Genomic DNA, 15,612 nt, shown 5'->3' on the forward strand with positions numbered 1-15,612 from the left:
TCGGGGTCGGGGGGCGCGGGCTCGGGGCTCCGTCCAGGTCACGGGCCCGCCACCGCGTAAAGGCGGGCGCCGGCTACGGGCACGGCCGGGCGGCACGTGCCGGAGGTACCGGTCGCGCGGGTGTACGTGGCTAGGGATGTTCAGATGTACGACTACGGGGAGAGGTCCGGTCCGCTGCACGACGGGGTGTCCGTGCGGCGGCTCGCCCGGCCGGGGCTCAGCCGGACTGGTCCAGCCGGGTCCAGGCACCCTTGACGGTGGCCAGGTGCACCGTGACGTCGGAGGCGTTCAGTCCCGGCAGGGCACCGATGACCTCACCGGTGTAGCGGAACAGGTCGGTCCGGCGGGGCAGGACCATGTGGCCGACCAGGTTGAACCTGCCGGTGGCCGCGGCGAGGAACTTGGTGCCCGGATGGCGTGCGAGCTGTCGTCCCGCCGCGTCGAGCCGGTCCGGCTCGACGGACAGCCACACCATGAACTCCGCCTGGTACCCGAGGAGTGCCGGGTCGACGAGGGTCCGGAAGTGCAGGACTCCGCGCTCCACCAGCCGGTCCATGGCCCGCGAGACGCTGGACTCGCTGCGCTCCAGCCGGCGGGCCAGCGTACTGACCGGCAGCCGGCCGTCCTCGGCGAGACCGTCGGCCACGGCCTGTTCGAGACCGGACAGCGCTTGTGGCGCCTGGTCCCAGTCGTCACGGTCGCAGGGTGGGGCGAGCGTGGCGGGCCGCAGGTCCTCGACGGCCTCCGGCGGCAGCAGGCCGGTGTCCCACATGGCCGCCGAGGTGAAGTTGCGGATGACGGCGACGCACTCGGTGCCGGTGATCAGGTGCGCGCCGGGCAGGTCGGTGAAGAGCAGCCTCATCAGCTGTTCGTTGTCCTGGGCGACGAAGTCGACGATCAGGTCGGCCGTGCCGGTGACGACGGCGAGGAAGCGGGTCTCCGGGCACGCGGCCAGCAGCTCGGCGAGTTCGAGCCCCTTGCCCGGCCTGGCGTGAACGCGCACCAGCATGGACGAACCGCTCTCGGTGCGGTCCAGCTCCAGCGCACCGACCACATGGACAAGCTTCCGCTCGCGCAGCGCCTGGTAGCGCCGCTGCGCGGTGGTCTCGCTGACGCCCACCCACCGGGAGACCGAGTTCCACGAGGCACGGCCGTTGAGCTGGAGCGCGGCGATGACAAGGCGGTCCAGTTCGTCGATCATGCCTGCGTGGGCTCGGGGTGACATGGCAGGGACGTTAATCACCGCCCGGAACCCCGTCAACGGTGGAATCCTGCGTGAACACGTGCGACAGCGCCCGTCTCCGGCGTCAGGCGTGTTTCAGGGAGGGAAATACAGCAGATCGGCCCCGGTCGGCCGGGGGTGCCGCTCCGTGCAGGATCGCCCCGCGAAGGTGCGTGATTCTCCCTGGCCGGTCCGGGGCCGCGGGGCCGGCGCCTTCTCACGGAGCCCTGAAGTACCCCGGGAACCGCGGCCCGGTCCACGGTTTGCGGCCCCACGCGAACACCCGGCCCCTGGCCATGGCGCCGACGGGTGAGCAACGGCCCAGTGCCATGAGCAGGAACGTGACCGGTTCGATGGAGATCGTGCAGTCCGGGCGGTCCGGGAGCTCGTGGCCCACGGTGGCCGTACCGTCGGCGAACGTCACCCCGAATCGACCACCGCCCCGCAGCCGGACCGCGTAGCGGACGTTCAGCCCCGCCGTGGCCGCGGCGTCGGTCACGCGTGGCATGGCCTCGACCATGAACGGCAGCGCCAGCGCGACCCGGGCCCGGTCGACCATGTGCGGGCGCCTCAGCGCGCGGGCCAGGTCGTAGCCGTGGCCGAGCATGTGTGTCAGGAGGTACGAGCCGAGGACCACCCGGCTCATCGGACCCATGGGCGTCAGCAGCGTCTCGTCCCCGGGGCGCCGGGCCGCTGCGTCCAGGTACGCGTCGGCCTGTGCCACGATCATCGCGGCCAGCGGTTCCGCCGCCCGCTCGCCGAACGCGGCGAGGGCCTGTTCGTTGGCTGCGGCGATGCCCTGCGGGGTGCCGTCGCCGTGACGGTGGGACCGTCCTGCCGCGATCTCCGCCATCAGCTCGTTGGCCTGTGCGAGGTGCGCGGCCAGTTCCCCCACCGTCCACACCAGACCAGGGACGGGAGCTCCGGTGTCGGGGGCCCGACGCAGCAGTTCCGCTATCTCCTCGGCCGTCGCACGTATCGCGTCGGCCAGCCCCTCGGGGAGGCGTTCGGGACGCGTGCCCCGGACGTCCTGCCCCTGATCTGCCGCTGAGCCCATTCCGCCACCGCTCCCGTGAACGCCGTACACCGGCCGAGCCCGCCGCCCGCGCCCGTTACCTGCGAGTACACAAGAGCAGTCCGTACGGCTTCCCGGCAAGGGCCGGGCCCTCACGGTTCGGACCCGCCGCGCTCGGGCGCCGACGGCGCGCCGGGCGCCACCCGGCGGGCCCTGGGCGCGACGGGCCCACCCGTCAGGCCGGCCGCAGTTCGAACCAGTCGAACGCGACGGCGTTCCGGGTCGCGTACATGCCGATGACGCGTCCGGTGAAGCCGCCGGCGACCTCGGTGGTGAGGTAGCGGCCGTCGAGCTCGGCGAGTATCTCGAAGTCGCCGCCTTCGGTCTCGTATCCGAGGCGGAGGGTGTCGGGACCACCGACGCGCAGCCCCTGCGTCGCCGCGCCCTCCCCGTCCTCACCCCGGGCCGTGACCGTCGGCGGGAGGACGTGGGCCGTCGTGACGTCGACCCGCAGCGTCAACGGGCCCGAGGCGACCTGCCGTTCGGCGACGGTCTGGCGCAGCGGGCCGATCCTGGCCACCGCCCGCACCGTGCGGCCGTCCGTCTCGACCTGGTAGTGGTGCGCCTCGTCGAGCCGTACCGCGAGTCCGCCGATCCCCCCTTCACCGACTTCGGTCCGCGCCCGCGCACTGCAGTCGGGATCACGCTGACGCCGTCCCACGAAGAGCGCGCCCTGCCTGTCGAGGGCGTCGGCCCGAGCGTGCAGCACCAGGTGCCCCGGGCGCTCGGCGAGACGGGCCGCCGACGGGTCGAGCCGCCTCAGGGACACCCAGCAGGGGGCGAGTTCCGGAGAGTCGAAATCGTCGCGGTGCGGCTCGTCGGGCCAGGGGTGCGGGGTCAACGCGGGCGCCAGGGAACGCAGTTCGAGCGGCCCGGGCAGCGGCCACCCGTCCTCCCAGCGCACCGGCACCAGGAACGTCTCGCGGCCCAGTCCGTGGAACTTCGGGGTGTCACCGCGCGGCCGGGTTCCCAGCAGCACCATCCACCAGGTGCCGTCGTGGGCCTCCACCAGGTCGCCGTGGCCGGTGTTCTGGACCGGGTGGCCGGTGCTGCGATGGGTCAGCACGGGATTGTCCGGATGCGGTTCGAACGGCCCGGTCGGCGTGCGGGAACGTGCCACCGACATCGCGTGCCCGCGCTCCGTCCCGCCCTCCGACAGCAGCAGGTACCACCAGTCGCCGATGCGGTACAGGTGCGGCCCCTCCGGGTACTGGAGCCCGGTCCCCGACCACACCGCAACCGGCTCGCCCAGCAGTTCGCCGGCCTCCGGATCGATGCGCACCGCGCGGATCCCGTCGTGCGAGAACACGCACCAGCAGCGCCCTTCCTCGTCCCACGCCAGATCGGGGTCGATGCCGGGGATGCCGACCGGCACCGGATCCGACCACGGGCCTGCCACGTCCTCTGCGGTCACCAGGACGGTGCCCGCGCCGGCGACGACGGTCGTGATCATCCAGAACCTTCCGTCGTGGTACCGGAGCGTGGGGGCGTACACGCCGCACGAGGACGGGGTGCCGTCCGGCAGGTCCGCCTGCGACGGACGGTCCAGGGCGTGCCCGACCAGCCGCCAGTGCACGAGGTCACGGCTGTGCCACAGCGGCACCCCGGGCACGTACTCGAAGCTGGACGTCGCCACGTAGTAGTCCTCGCCCACGCGGCAGATGCTCGGGTCCGGACTGAAGCCGGGTATCACGGGATTGTCGAAGAGCACCATGGTCCGTCCTCACGGGATTCGGGCTGCGGGGTCCGGCCCGGGGCCCCCGCGTCGCGACGGGGCAGGCGTCCGATGCCTGCCTGTGCGGGCAACGGCGGGCACGGCCGACGGCGACCGCACCCGGCGGGAAACGGCCCCACGGCCATGATCGTTGAAGCGTTTCGACGATGGCACCCGGACCACAGGGTGTCAATGGTCCGGACAGGTACGGGAAAAACGCTCGCGAGGCCCTAGGCTGCCGCAAAGTACCCCGGAAGTCGCGCAGCCCGGAGGGACGACGGTGCGTCGAAACGCTTCGACAAAGCCCTGCGGACCGCTCGACTTCCGCCGAAGCCCCCCCACAGCCCCTGGCCTGCGGGCGCGGCGTCCTCTTCCGAGTCGTCACGGACGCAGCGATGAGTTTCCCCGGCCCCACAGGTCTCACGATCGTCGTCGACAACACAGGAGGAACAGGTGGCTCAACTACTGAGGGTCCAGAACTTCAACGTCTCGAGCGACGGGATCGGGGCCGGTGAGGACCAGACCCTCGAAAGGCCATTCGGTCACGTCGAGCCCGAGAGACTGTTCGCCTGGGCCGGCGCCACGGCGAGTTGGCCCATGCGCACCGACCCCGGAGGGAGCCGGGGCCTGGACGACTACCTCACGCGGGACTACGCGCGCAACATCGGCGCCGAGATCATGGGCCGCAACAAGTTCGGTCCCCAACGCGGGCCCTGGCAGGACCATGAGTGGCAGGGCTGGTGGGGTGACGAGCCCCCCTTCCACACCCCGGTGTTCGTCCTGACCCACCACGAGCGTCCTTCGCTCACCCTCTCCGACACCACCTTCCACTTCGTCGACGGTGACCCTGCCGGGATCCTCGAACAGGCCCGCGAGGCGGCGCAGGGCAAGGACGTCCGGCTCGGCGGCGGAGCCACCACCATCCGGCAGTTCCTCGACGCCGACCTCGTCGACACCATGCACGTGGCGGTCTCGCCGATGAAGCTCGGGTCCGGGGTACGGCTCTGGGAGTCTCCCGATGAGCTGCTCGACCGGTTCCACCTGGAGGTCGTTCCCAGCCCGAGCGGGGTGGCACACCACCTGTTCTGGAGGAAGTGACGAGCCCTCAGTGCCGGTACGTGCCTGGCTGTCTCGGCTCCCGGCACCGCCCCTGAGGCGGGGCCGTCGAGTCGTGCCCCGGGCCGACGGCCGACGGTGGCGGTCCCCTCGGATCGTCCCGCGCAAGGCGATTCGCGCGCCCTCGTTCCGAGGCCCGAAGGGCTCGTTCCGGGCGGGCCACCGATGCCCCGTCGGAGCCAGGGCGCGCGGAGCTCGTGTCCCGCCTCACCCATCCGAATACCGGAAGGGATGCACCGCTCGCTCCGAGGGCACCGTAGGGTGGTCGGCGCAGCTGGTTCGCCCCGTCCGCCAGGCGGGAGCGTCGCAAGAGGGAACCCGGTGGAATTCCGGGACTGCCCCGCAGCGGTGAGCGGGAACGACCGCCGTCATACGCACTGGGTCCGACGAACCGGGCCTGGGAAGCGACGGCCATTAGGTGTCCTCATTCACGAGGGCCTGCCCGCGAGTCCGAAGACCTGCCAACTGCCCGCGCGCGGACGAACCGTGCGCGGACATCCCGGTGACCTCGAGGGCGGGTCGGCGTACACACCAGGCGGATCAGGGCGTCGAGTCGCGCGCTGTCGTACCGTCCGGGTGTGCCGCCCCTTCGCGCTCTCGTCCCGTCCCCGGGATCTCAGGGATTCATCTCGCGAAGGAGATCTCCGTGACAACCCAGCCCGCAGCCGCGGCGGCCCAGGCCACCGTGCACGGCTACCCCCGGCAGGGACAGAACCGGGAACTGAAGAAGGCCATCGAGGGCTACTGGAAGGGCGACGTCACCACCGACGCGCTGCGCGCCACCGCGGCCGAACTGCGCCGCACCAACTGGCAGCAGCTCGCGGAGGCCGGCATCGACGAGGTCCCGACCGGTGACTTCTCGTACTACGACCACGTGCTGGACACCAGCGTGATGGTCGGTGCCGTCCCGCAGCGGCATAGTGAGGCGGTCCGCGCGGACGGGCTCGACGGCTACTTCGCGATGGCACGCGGCACCCAGGACGTGGCGCCGCTGGAGATGACCAAGTGGTTCGACACCAACTACCACTACCTCGTCCCCGAACTCGGCCCGGACACCACGTTCACCGCGGACTCGGCCAAGCAGGTGGACGAGCTGAGGGAAGCCCTCGCGCTCGGGCACACCGCCCGGCCGGTGCTCGTCGGCCCTGTCACCTACCTTCTGCTCGCCAAGCCCGCCCCCGGGGTGCCGGCCGGCTTCGAACCGCTCACCCTGCTGGACCGGCTCCTGCCGGTCTACGCGGAGGTTCTCGCAGATCTGCGCGCCGCCGGCGCGGAGTGGGTACAGCTCGACGAGCCCGCCCTGGTCCAGGACCGCACATCCGCCGAGCTGAACGCCGTCGCCCGCACCTACCGGGACCTCGGCGCTCTCACCGACCGGCCCAAGCTGCTCGTCGCGTCCTACTTCGGCCGGCTCGGCGAGGCTCTCCCCGTTCTGGTGAAGGCCCCGGTCGAGGGCCTCGCCCTCGACTTCACCGACACGGCTGCGGCCAATCTCGACGACCTCGCCGCAGCCGGCGGGCTGCCGGGCAGGCGGCTCGTCGCCGGCGTCGTCAACGGACGCAACGTCTGGATCAACGACTACGGGAAGTCGTTGACCACGCTTGCCACGCTTCTCGGCCTCGCGGACCGGGTCGACGTCGCCTCCTCCTGTTCACTGCTGCACGTCCCCCTCGACACAGCGCCGGAGAAGGACATCGATCCTGAGATCCTCCGCTGGCTCGCCTTCGCCAGGCAGAAGACCGGGGAGATCGCCACTCTGGCCAAGGGACTCGCCGAGGGCACCGACGCCATCGCCGCGGAGATCACCGCCAACCAGGCCGACCTCGCCTCCCGCGCCGACTCCCCGGTCATCTACGACCCGGTCGTACAGGCCAGGGCCGATGCCGTCACCGGCTCCGACGGCCGTCGCTCCCTCCCCTACGGGGAGCGCGCCGCCGCCCAGCGTGCCCGCTTCGGACTGCCGTTGCTGCCGACCACCACCATCGGCTCGTTCCCGCAGACCGACGAACTGCGCACGGCCCGCGCGGACCTGCGGGCCGGACGCATCGGCACCGCCGGGTACGAGGAGCGCATCGAGGCCGAGATCGGCGAGGTGATCTCCTTCCAGGAGAGGACCGGCATCGACGTCCTCGTGCACGGCGAGCCCGAGCGCAACGACATGGTGCACTACTTCGCCGAGCAGCTGACGGGGTACCTCGCCACTCGGCACGGCTGGGTCCAGTCCTACGGCACCCGCTACGTCCGTCCCCCGGTGCTGGCCGGCGACATCTCCCGCCCCGATCCGATGACGGTGCGCTGGACGACGTACGCCCAGTCCCTCACCGACCGCCCGGTCAAGGGCATGCTGACCGGACCGGTCACCATGCTGGCCTGGTCCTTCGTCCGCGACGACCAGCCGCTCGGTGACACCGCCCGCCAGGTCGCGCTGGCCCTGCGCGACGAGGTCGGCGATCTGGAGGCCGCGGGCACGTCCGTCATCCAGGTGGACGAGCCCGCTCTGCGCGAGACCCTGCCGCTCCGCGCGGCGGACCGTCCCGCCTATCTGGACTGGGCCACCGAGTCGTTCCGGCTCACCACCGGCGGCGTGCGGCCGGACACCCAGATCCACACCCACATGTGCTACGCCGAGTTCGGCGACATCATCCAGGCCATCGACGACCTCGACGCCGACGTCATCAGCCTGGAGGCGGCCCGCTCCCACATGCAGGTCGCCCACGAGCTCGCCGCCCACGGGTATCCGCGCGAGGCGGGACCGGGCGTCTACGACATCCACTCGCCCCGGGTGCCGGGCGCCGAGGAGGCCGCGGACCTGCTCCGGACCGGACTGGAGGCCATCCCGGCGGAGCGGCTGTGGGTGAACCCGGACTGCGGTCTCAAGACCCGGGGCTGGCCCGAGACCCGTGCGGCGCTGGGGAATCTGGTCGCCGCGGCACGCACGGTCCGTGGTGAGCTGTCCGGGTCCTGACCGACCGGGCGGCGCCGGCCGGGGCGCGCGACACGCCCCGGCCGGTGCCCGGCGGACCTCCCGCCGGTGTCGCGGGTCCGAGTGACGGGCCCGGCGCGTCTCAGTCGGCGAAACAGCAGTCCCCGCACTTCGAACCGGCCGGTGTCCGGTAGTACAGGCAGCAACTGCGACGGCGGAAGGCCAGGTCCGGTCCGGTCAGGGATCCCGTACCGACGAGCCTTCCGGTGCCGAGCAGTCGCGTGACCAGGCGGGTGAGCGGCGTCCGCAGACCGGGCCGGGCGGCCAGGAGCACTCCGGCCGAACCCGCCAGCGCGGAGGCCGCGTTCCCGTCCAGCAGGCGGGGGGCGATCTTGACGTCCAGCCCGGCCTCCAACGCCGCCAGGTGCCCCATCACCTCGGTGCTCAGGGCGTGTTCGCGGTGCGGGAGCCGGTCGGCGTACCACCCGGCGGGGTGCGGCAGCCTGAGTGCCGAGCCGGTGTCGGCGCGTTGCAGGGCGTCGAGGTCCAGCACGATCCCGTGGAGCAGGGCGCAGGCCAGCACGGGTGACCAGAGGCGGGCCGCGTGCCCCAGTTGGGCGATGGACACGCCGACGCGCGGATCCCTGGTGCGGTACCGGTCGGCGACGGCCGTGGCGAGGTCGGCGAACCCGCGGGCGTACGACTCCTGGACGGGGTGCCAGCCCTCGCCGGGGCCACCGGTCCGCATGGCGAAGAAACCCCCGAGGGCGGCCGCGTCCTCCATCGCCGCCGCCACGGCGTCCTGGGGCGCCCGAGCCGGATCAGCCATGCCGGGTGCCCTCTCCCCCGTGCGTCGCCTGGTGGACGGCTCCGCGCGGACCGGCCGCTTCGGCACCTCGGTCCACCGGGCGCCGCCGGCCTCAGGTGGCCGCACGGCGCCGGGGAGGCAGGAAGGTGTAGAGGTCGAGGATCTCGGGCCTGGACGCCAGGCCCGGGCCGCCCGCACGCACCCAGGCGGCGATGTCCTCCGTCGCGTCAGGGTCGTTGACCAGTCCCAGCCAGACCGGCCGGCCTCCGGCGGCCCGGCCGGCGGCGGAGGGCTGCACGACGACGACGTTGGCCTGGTCGCACACGTCGAGGCACTCGGAGACCCGCACCGGTGCCTCGGTGCGCAGCCGCGCCGTCTGCGCCGCGTGGTCCACTCCGGTCACCTTGGGACTGCCGCAGCAGCAGTCCCGGCACACGACGATGCGGCAGGGGGCCGGGCCCGCCGTCCTCACCGCCACCACGGTGTCCGAAGCCTCCTGGGCCGGGTTGTCGGGCACGCCGAACCACCCTCTCTCCGGGGAGATCCGCCCCGGTGTACGTCGAGGAGGCGACCGCGTGAGTCTCCTGGCTCCCGGGTCGAAGTCCGTCCCGTCCTCACCGCTCCGTCCGGAGGGGCACCAAGGACGGGACGGATCAACTCGCCGGTCACAGTGGCGGGACCGCGCCGGATTCGCACCGGCTTCCTCGGACCGCCGTCGCCCTGTCGTGGGTCATCATGACATCCGACGGAAGGGGGCCGCCGGGCGCGGCGTCCCGGGAACCCGCCACAGGGGCGGCCCTTTCCGTCGGGGCGCGCGGCGGGAGGCCGGGACCGCCCACTTGACCGCGCCCCGACGGAACGTACTATCACCAGGTCATCGCCGCGACGGGAGACAGGAAGCCGGTGTGAATCCGGCACGGTCCCGCCACTGTGACCGGGGAGTGCGACCCTCGACATGCCACTGCGCGCCGCGTGGGAAGGCCGAGGGGAAGCGTCGATCCGGGAGTCAGGACACTGGCCTGTCGCGGGCCCGATCCGAGGAGCGCGGACTCCCCAGGAGGCTTCACGTGTTCACAGCCATGTCCCTTTCCCCGCAGGCCGTTCGACCCCGCCGACGCACGTCCCCGCGGGTCGCGGCAGGCGCGCTCGCGCTGGCGGCACTCGCCCTGACCACGGGGTGCGGCTCCGCCGGTGGCGCGGGCGGAAGCCCGGAGGGCGGGGTGCAGGTGTCCGAGGGCTTCCCCGTCACGATCGACAACTGCGGGGTGAGGACGACGTACACCGAGCCTCCGGCGCGGGTGGTCACCATCCACCAGCACCCGGCGGAGCTGATGCTCGCACTCGGCCTGGGCGACCACCTGGCCGGTACCGCCTTCCCCGACTCGGCCGTGCTGCCCGAGTTGAAGCAGGAGTACGAGGCCGTCCCCGAACTGGCCGAGAGGGAACCGTCGTTCGAGACTGTCCTGGAGGCGGAACCCGACCTCGTCTACGGCGGGTACGGCAGCGCGTTCGCGGACAAGGAGGGGCGCTCGCGCAAGGCGTTCGCCGACGCCGGGATCGACACCCACCTCAACCGCGAGTACTGCGGCAGGAAGCGGGTGACGATGGAGGACACCTACGACGAGATCCGCACCGTGGGCACGATCTTCGGTGTGTCCGACCGCGCCGACACGCTGGTCTCCGATCTGAAGGGGCGGGTCTCCGAGGCCGCGTCCGCCGTCGAGGGCGAATCCGACATGCCGGTCTTCGTCTACGACAGCGGCGACAAGTCGGCCTTCACCGCGGGCGGCAGGAGCCTGGGGACCGAGCTGATCCGGCTCGCCGGCGGCCGCAACGTCTTCGCCGATCTGGACGACGTGTTCGGGGACGTCTCCTGGGAGCAGGTCGTGGAGCGCAAGCCGGAGGCCATAGCCATCTACGACTACGAGGGTTCCGGGAGCGTCGAGCAGAAGAAGGCGTACCTGCTCGCCCAGCCGGCGCTCGCGGATGTGCCGGCGATCAGGAACGAGCGGTTCGTCGTCCTGCCGCTGACCGCGACCCTGGTCGGGATCCGGTCGGCGTACGCGGTCGGGGACCTCGCCCGTGGGCTGCACCCCGAGAGCTTCCGGTGACCGCTCCGGCCGTGGGCACCCCGGCGGAGCCTGCCGTGGGACGGCGCGCGAAGGGTGGCACCGCGGCGGGCGGGGGGACGTTCGCCGTGGCCCTGCTCGTCCTGACCGCCGTGCTTCTCGCATCCGTCGTCGCGGGTCTGGCCATCGGTTCGGTGCACGTCCCGCCGGGCCAGGTGTGGGGAATCGTGTGGCACGCCGTGGGCGCCGACCGGTCCGCGCCGGACTGGTCGCGGGCCCGCGAGACCATCGTGCTGGACGTACGGGCGCCACGTGTCCTGCTCGGGGTGGTGACCGGCGCCGGGCTTGCGGTCGTGGGGACCGCGATGCAGGCACTCGTACGCAACCCCCTAGCGGAGCCCTACCTGTTGGGGGTCTCCTCCGGGGCGTCCCTCGGCGCCGTGACCGTGATCGTGTTCGGGGTGACTCTGTTCGGGCCGGTGTCGCTCCCGGTCGCCGCGTTCGCCGGAGCGCTGGGTGCCCTGCTGCTGGTGTACGCCACCGCCCGTACGGGGGGCCGCATCACGTCCGTGCGGCTGGTGCTGTCCGGTGTGGCGGTCGCGGCCGTACTCACGGCGGTGCTGGACCTGCTGCTGCTGACCAGCGACCGGGGGAACGAGACGCGCGCGATCCTCGCCTGGACGCTCGGTGGCCTCGGCGGTGTCGACTGGGCCACTCTCCGGCTGCCCGGCGCGGCGCTGCTGCTCGGCATCGGTGTCCTCTCCGTGCAGGCACGCAATCTGAACCTGTTGCTGGCCGGCGAGGAGGCCGCCACCACGATGGGCCTGGACGTGGGCCGCTTCCGGTCGCGCATGTTCGTGCTGCTCTCCCTCGTCACCGGCGTGCTGGTGGCGGCTGCCGGGCCGATCGGTTTCGTCGGTCTGATGCTCCCGCACATCGTGCGGCTGTTCGTCGGCGGTGACCACCGCCGGGTGCTGCCCACGGCCGCGCTCGGCGGAGCGGTGTTCCTCGTCTGGGCCGACATCGCCGCGCGTGTGGTGGCCGCACCGATGGAGATCCCGGTCGGGGTGCTCACGGCGCTGTGCGGCGGGCCGTTCTTCCTCTGGCTGATGCGCCGCGACGCACGGCGCGGCACGGGCGAGGGTGTGGCATGAGGGCAGCCGAACTCGTCGTCGACTCGGTCACTCTCACGGCCGGCGCCCATCAGCTGGTGCGCGACGTGTCGATGACCGCTCGCCCCGGTGAGGTGATCGGCCTGGTCGGGCCGAACGGCAGCGGCAAGTCCAGCCTGCTGCGCGCCGTCTACCGCGTCCTGCGCCCCGCCGCCGGCCGGGTCGGGGTCGACGGGCAGGATGCCTGGTCGCTGCCGGTGCGGCGACTCGCCCGGACGGTGGCGGCGGTGACGCAGGAGCCGGGGGCGGAGTTCGACCTCACGGTGCGCGAGGTGGTCGCCATGGGCCGTACGCCGCACAAACGGCTGCTCGCGGGGGACACCGCCGAGGACGCGGAGCTGATCGGGACGGCGCTCGGCGCGGTGGACGTCACCGGGCTGGCGGACCACCCCTTCGACCGACTCTCCGGGGGCGAGCGCCAGCGCGTCCTGATCGCACGGGCACTCGCCCAGCAGCCCTCGCTGCTGGTCCTCGACGAACCGACCAACCACCTGGACATAAAGCACCAGTTGTCGGTCCTCGGCGTGCTGAGGAGACTGCCGGCCACGGTCCTGGTCGCCCTGCACGACCTCAACCTCGCCGCGTACCACTGCGACCGTCTGTACGTCCTCGACGCGGGCGAGGTCGTCGCCTCGGGCACGCCCGCCGAGGTGCTGACCCCGCGTCTCCTCGCCGAGGTGTACGGGGTGGAGGGCGAGGTGACCGTCCACCCCCGGACCGGGGCGCCCCATGTGACGTTCCTGCCGGAGGGGCCGCCTCCCCACGGACCCGCCGGAGCGTAGTCGCGGCCGGCACAGCGGAAGGATCCGTCCCCTCGGCCGACCGGAGGCCGGGCGAGGGGACGGATCCTGGGTAAGGCAGGACAGCCGCGGGGTGTCAGTCGAGGGCGGGCGGTGCCGCGTCCGCCGAAGTGCCCCACCGCGAGGGAGCCGTACCGACCTCGAAGGACAGGTCGCGGGTGCCGCGGATGTCCTCGGTGGTCAGGTAGGTCTTCGCGTACGCGGTCCCGTCGGTCCGGGCGGACTGGATGTAGCGCGCCGAGTCGGAGGTGCCCGGAGCCCTCACGGTCAGCCGGCCCTCGGGGTAGTAGCGGCGGTCCAGGGTGAGGTCCACCCGCTCGAAGACGGGGGTCGAGAGCCCCCAGGTGTCCGTGCCCGGCTGGACCGGGAAGATCCCGATCGAGGACAGGACGTTCCAGGCGGACATCGTCCCGAGGTCGTCGTTCCCGGTCATGCCGGTCGGGGCGTCGGTGAAGAGGGTGAGCGCCGCGTGCACGACGTCGGTCGTCTTCGAGGGCTGGCCGGTGGAGAGGTAGGTGTACGGGGCGATCAGGTCGGGTTCGTTCTGCGGGTTGTACTTGTCCGCGTTGTAGTAGTCGTACGGCCCGTTCACCCACACCTCGCGGGCGGTCTTCGCCGGGTCCTTCAGGAGCTCGTCGTAGGCGAAGAACGAGTCGAGGCGCTCGTTGGCGGCCTGGGTGCCGCCGATCAGGGAGACCATGCCGGGCAGGTCCTGCGGGACGAGCCACTGGTACTGCCAGGACGTGCCCTCGTGGAAGCCCTCGCTCTGTGCGGGGTCGACGGGTCCGGTGAAGTCGCCGGCGGCGTCGCGGGCGCGGAAGAAGCCGGTCGAACTGTCGAAGATCTTCCGGTAGTTCTGCGCGCGCTCCGTGTAGCGCTCGGCGTCCGCCTCGTGGCCCAGCTCCTTCGCCATCTGGCCGAGCATCGCGTCGGACAGTGCGTACTCCAGGGTCGCGGAGGCGCCGTGGTCGTAGTCGGAGTCACCGGGCTTCACGTGCTGGCGACCCTTGATGTAGGGCGCGAAACCGTCGGCGAGGTACTCCTTGTTGGCTTCGCGGCCCACAGGGGCGGAGTCGGCCGACGGCACTCCGTCGGCGTTCTTCCTGAGCGCCCGGTAGGCCTGCTCCTCGTACCCCTTGAGCAGTCCCTGCTGGTAGGCGTTGGTGAGGAACGGCGTGACGGGGTCGCCCGTCATGATGTTCGTCTCGACCGTGCCGTATCCCCACTTGGGGAGCCAGCCGCTGTCCTGGTCGATCTTGATGACGGAGATCGCCATGTCGCGTGACTCGCTCGGCGCGAGGAGCGACAGCAGCTGGGCCTGGGTGCGGTAGGTGTCCCAGAGCGACCAGTTCTGGTAGTACGTGAAACCCTTGGCGCGGTGGGTCTTCTGGTCCCAGCCGGTGTAGCGGCCGTCGACGTCGCTGCCGATGTTCGGCGCGAGGAAGGAACGGTAGAGGGACGAGTAGAAGGTCCGGCGAAGGGTCTCGCTGCCGCCCTGCGCCCGGACCTCGCCGAGCCGGTCCTCCCAGGCGGACTGTGCGGCGCGTGCGACCCTGTCGTACGGACGGCCGCCCTCCGCGCGGAGGTTTAGGGCAGCGCCCTTGGCGTCGACGTAGGAGATCGCCGTGGTCGCCTCGACGCTGCGGTCCTCGGTCGTGTCGAAGCGCAGGAAGGCGCCGTTGCGCTCGTCGCCGGCGGCCGAGGTCTTCGAACCCTCGGTGACCTTCTCGCCCTTCCACGTGCCCGAGGTGGCGAAGGGCCGGTCGAAGCGCGTGATCGTGTAGACCGTGTACGGCTTGGTGTCCTGGCAGAAGCCGCTGCCGGTGATGGCCGTGCGCACGGTGCGGCTGTCGAGGATCTCGACCTTGGTGTTCACGGTCTTGTGCAGCGACTGGCCCGCGTTGATGAGGACGTTGGCCTTGTCGGTGGCGGGAAACGTGTAGCGCTGCACACCGGTGCGCTCGGTGGCGCTCAGTTCCGCCTTGATACCGGTCTTCAGGCCGACGGTGTAGGTGCCGGGGCTCGCCTTCTCGTCGTCGTGGCTGAACTCGGCCGCGTAGGCGGCGTTGTCCGTCGACGTGATGTCACCGGTGGTCGGCAGCACGGGGAGGTCGCCGCCGAGGCCGCAGCCCACGCCGGAGATGTGGACGGTGGAGAAGCCCCTGATGTGGGTCTCCGAGTAGTCGTACCCCGTGTTGTGGCCGGTGTCGGGCGAGAGCTGCACCATTCCGAACGGGACCGCGGCACCCGGATAGGTGTTGCCCTCGTTCTCTGTTCCGATGAACGGGTTGACCAGATCGGTCAGCCGGCCGCGCTCGGAGTGCGCCCCTCCGTCCGCCGCGGCGGGTGCGGCGACGGCGGCTCCGAGGAGCGCGGCCGTGGCGGCCGCCGTCCCCGCACCGCGTATCAAGTGGGTCCATCTCATGGGAAGAACGCCTCTCCAGCCTTAGACAACGTTGTCATATCGCACTGCGCGATCATTCTTGGCCTGAATTCGTGTACTCGTCAAGAGTTACGGCAAGAGCGGGCGACCGCCCTGGACCGGACACCGGGGGCCCTGGCGCTCCGGGATGTCCCGGACCACACGCCGGTCGTGGGACAGCTCCCGCGCATTCGGGGGATGCGTCCGGGGGGCGACCGTCGGAGGTGTGCGGTCCCCCGCGCGACTGCCGCCGTACGACGAGTCGGCCCACCCGTCCGCATGACGCGGAAC

At 71.9% G+C, this 15,612-nt stretch carries 11 protein-coding genes and 3 riboswitches; of the genes, 5 read left to right on the forward strand and 6 right to left on the reverse strand.

The genetic code is table 11. The features are described from left to right. Positions 1–217: 217 nt before the first annotated feature. From AB0I83_RS14925 to AB0I83_RS14935, 3 genes are all read right to left on the reverse strand, one after another. Positions 218–1,201, reverse strand: coding sequence for an Lrp/AsnC family transcriptional regulator (locus AB0I83_RS14925; protein WP_363304878.1), 984 nt, complete (start codon positions 1,199–1,201; stop codon positions 218–220). A 238-nt stretch (positions 1,202–1,439) separates the two neighbouring features. Next, positions 1,440–2,279, reverse strand: a complete 840-nt coding sequence (locus tag AB0I83_RS14930; protein WP_356529658.1) for a maleylpyruvate isomerase family mycothiol-dependent enzyme — start codon at positions 2,277–2,279, stop codon at positions 1,440–1,442. 193 nt (positions 2,280–2,472) lie between these two features. Then, complete coding sequence (locus AB0I83_RS14935; RefSeq protein ID WP_363304850.1) at positions 2,473–4,011, reverse strand: glycoside hydrolase family 43 protein; 1,539 nt, start codon at positions 4,009–4,011, stop codon at positions 2,473–2,475. 453 nt (positions 4,012–4,464) lie between these two features. Between AB0I83_RS14935 and AB0I83_RS14940 the strand changes: the two genes are divergently transcribed. Beyond that, the gene (locus AB0I83_RS14940) at positions 4,465–5,109 is read left to right on the forward strand and encodes a dihydrofolate reductase family protein (RefSeq protein ID WP_356529656.1); all 645 of its coding nucleotides are present in this window, start codon (positions 4,465–4,467) and stop codon (positions 5,107–5,109) included. A 293-nt stretch (positions 5,110–5,402) separates the two neighbouring features. After that, positions 5,403–5,591: riboswitch (cobalamin riboswitch) on the forward strand. Between the two features lie 182 nt (positions 5,592–5,773). After that, positions 5,774–8,092 carry a 5-methyltetrahydropteroyltriglutamate--homocysteine S-methyltransferase gene (metE, locus tag AB0I83_RS14945; protein ID WP_363304851.1) on the forward strand — a complete coding sequence of 773 codons (2,319 nt, stop codon included), beginning with the start codon at positions 5,774–5,776 and terminating at the stop codon, positions 8,090–8,092. 100 nt (positions 8,093–8,192) lie between these two features. On the opposite strand, the gene AB0I83_RS14950 is transcribed toward metE, so the two are convergent. Both AB0I83_RS14950 and AB0I83_RS14955 read right to left on the reverse strand, forming a co-directional pair. Next, complete coding sequence (locus AB0I83_RS14950; RefSeq protein ID WP_363304852.1) at positions 8,193–8,879, reverse strand: (2Fe-2S)-binding protein; 687 nt, start codon at positions 8,877–8,879, stop codon at positions 8,193–8,195. Positions 8,880–8,970: 91 nt separating this feature from the next. Continuing rightward, on the reverse strand, positions 8,971–9,339 hold the full coding sequence (locus AB0I83_RS14955; protein WP_356530071.1) for a (2Fe-2S) ferredoxin domain-containing protein: 369 nt from the start codon (positions 9,337–9,339) through the stop codon (positions 8,971–8,973). Between the two features lie 96 nt (positions 9,340–9,435). Beyond that, a riboswitch (cobalamin riboswitch) is annotated at positions 9,436–9,564 on the reverse strand. Positions 9,565–9,712: 148 nt separating this feature from the next. After that, positions 9,713–9,896: riboswitch (cobalamin riboswitch) on the forward strand. 41 nt (positions 9,897–9,937) lie between these two features. On the opposite strand from AB0I83_RS14955, the gene AB0I83_RS14960 reads away from it, so the two are divergent. Genes AB0I83_RS14960 through AB0I83_RS14970 form a run of 3 tightly spaced genes read left to right on the forward strand, consistent with a single transcriptional unit; the run spans position 9,938 to position 12,881 of the window. Next, a complete protein-coding gene (locus AB0I83_RS14960) occupies positions 9,938–10,969 on the forward strand; it encodes an ABC transporter substrate-binding protein (RefSeq protein ID WP_363304879.1) in 1,032 nt (343 codons plus the stop codon). Between the two features lie 35 nt (positions 10,970–11,004). Beyond that, positions 11,005–12,081 carry an iron ABC transporter permease gene (locus tag AB0I83_RS14965; protein ID WP_363304853.1) on the forward strand — a complete coding sequence of 359 codons (1,077 nt, stop codon included), beginning with the start codon at positions 11,005–11,007 and terminating at the stop codon, positions 12,079–12,081. Continuing rightward, the gene (locus AB0I83_RS14970) at positions 12,078–12,881 is read left to right on the forward strand and encodes an ABC transporter ATP-binding protein (protein ID WP_363304854.1); all 804 of its coding nucleotides are present in this window, start codon (positions 12,078–12,080) and stop codon (positions 12,879–12,881) included. The genes AB0I83_RS14965 and AB0I83_RS14970 overlap by 4 nt, the downstream gene beginning before the upstream one ends. Before the next feature lie 94 nt (positions 12,882–12,975). On the opposite strand, the gene AB0I83_RS14975 is transcribed toward AB0I83_RS14970, so the two are convergent. Further along, positions 12,976–15,324: a GH92 family glycosyl hydrolase gene (locus tag AB0I83_RS14975; RefSeq protein WP_363304855.1), complete on the reverse strand. Its 2,349-nt coding sequence runs from the start codon at positions 15,322–15,324 to the stop codon at positions 12,976–12,978. Positions 15,325–15,612 lie beyond the last annotated feature (288 nt).

It is taken from the genome of Streptomyces sp. NPDC049970, from assembly GCF_040660235.1.
Lineage (GTDB): Bacteria > Actinomycetota > Actinomycetes > Streptomycetales > Streptomycetaceae > Streptomyces.

Excerpts from the sequence above, each read along its gene's own strand:
- AB0I83_RS14930 (WP_356529658.1), bottom strand. The coding sequence starts at position 2,279 with ATGGGCTCAGCGGCAGATCAGGGGCAGGACGTCCGGGGCACGCGTCCC.
- AB0I83_RS14960 (WP_363304879.1), top strand. The coding sequence starts at position 9,938 with ATGTCCCTTTCCCCGCAGGCCGTTCGACCCCGCCGACGCACGTCCCCG.
- AB0I83_RS14950 (WP_363304852.1), bottom strand. The coding sequence starts at position 8,879 with ATGGCTGATCCGGCTCGGGCGCCCCAGGACGCCGTGGCGGCGGCGATG.
- AB0I83_RS14925 (WP_363304878.1), bottom strand. The coding sequence starts at position 1,201 with ATGATCGACGAACTGGACCGCCTTGTCATCGCCGCGCTCCAGCTCAAC.
- AB0I83_RS14935 (WP_363304850.1), bottom strand. The coding sequence starts at position 4,011 with ATGGTGCTCTTCGACAATCCCGTGATACCCGGCTTCAGTCCGGACCCG.
- AB0I83_RS14975 (WP_363304855.1), bottom strand. The coding sequence starts at position 15,324 with ATGAGATGGACCCACTTGATACGCGGTGCGGGGACGGCGGCCGCCACG.
- AB0I83_RS14970 (WP_363304854.1), top strand. The coding sequence starts at position 12,078 with ATGAGGGCAGCCGAACTCGTCGTCGACTCGGTCACTCTCACGGCCGGC.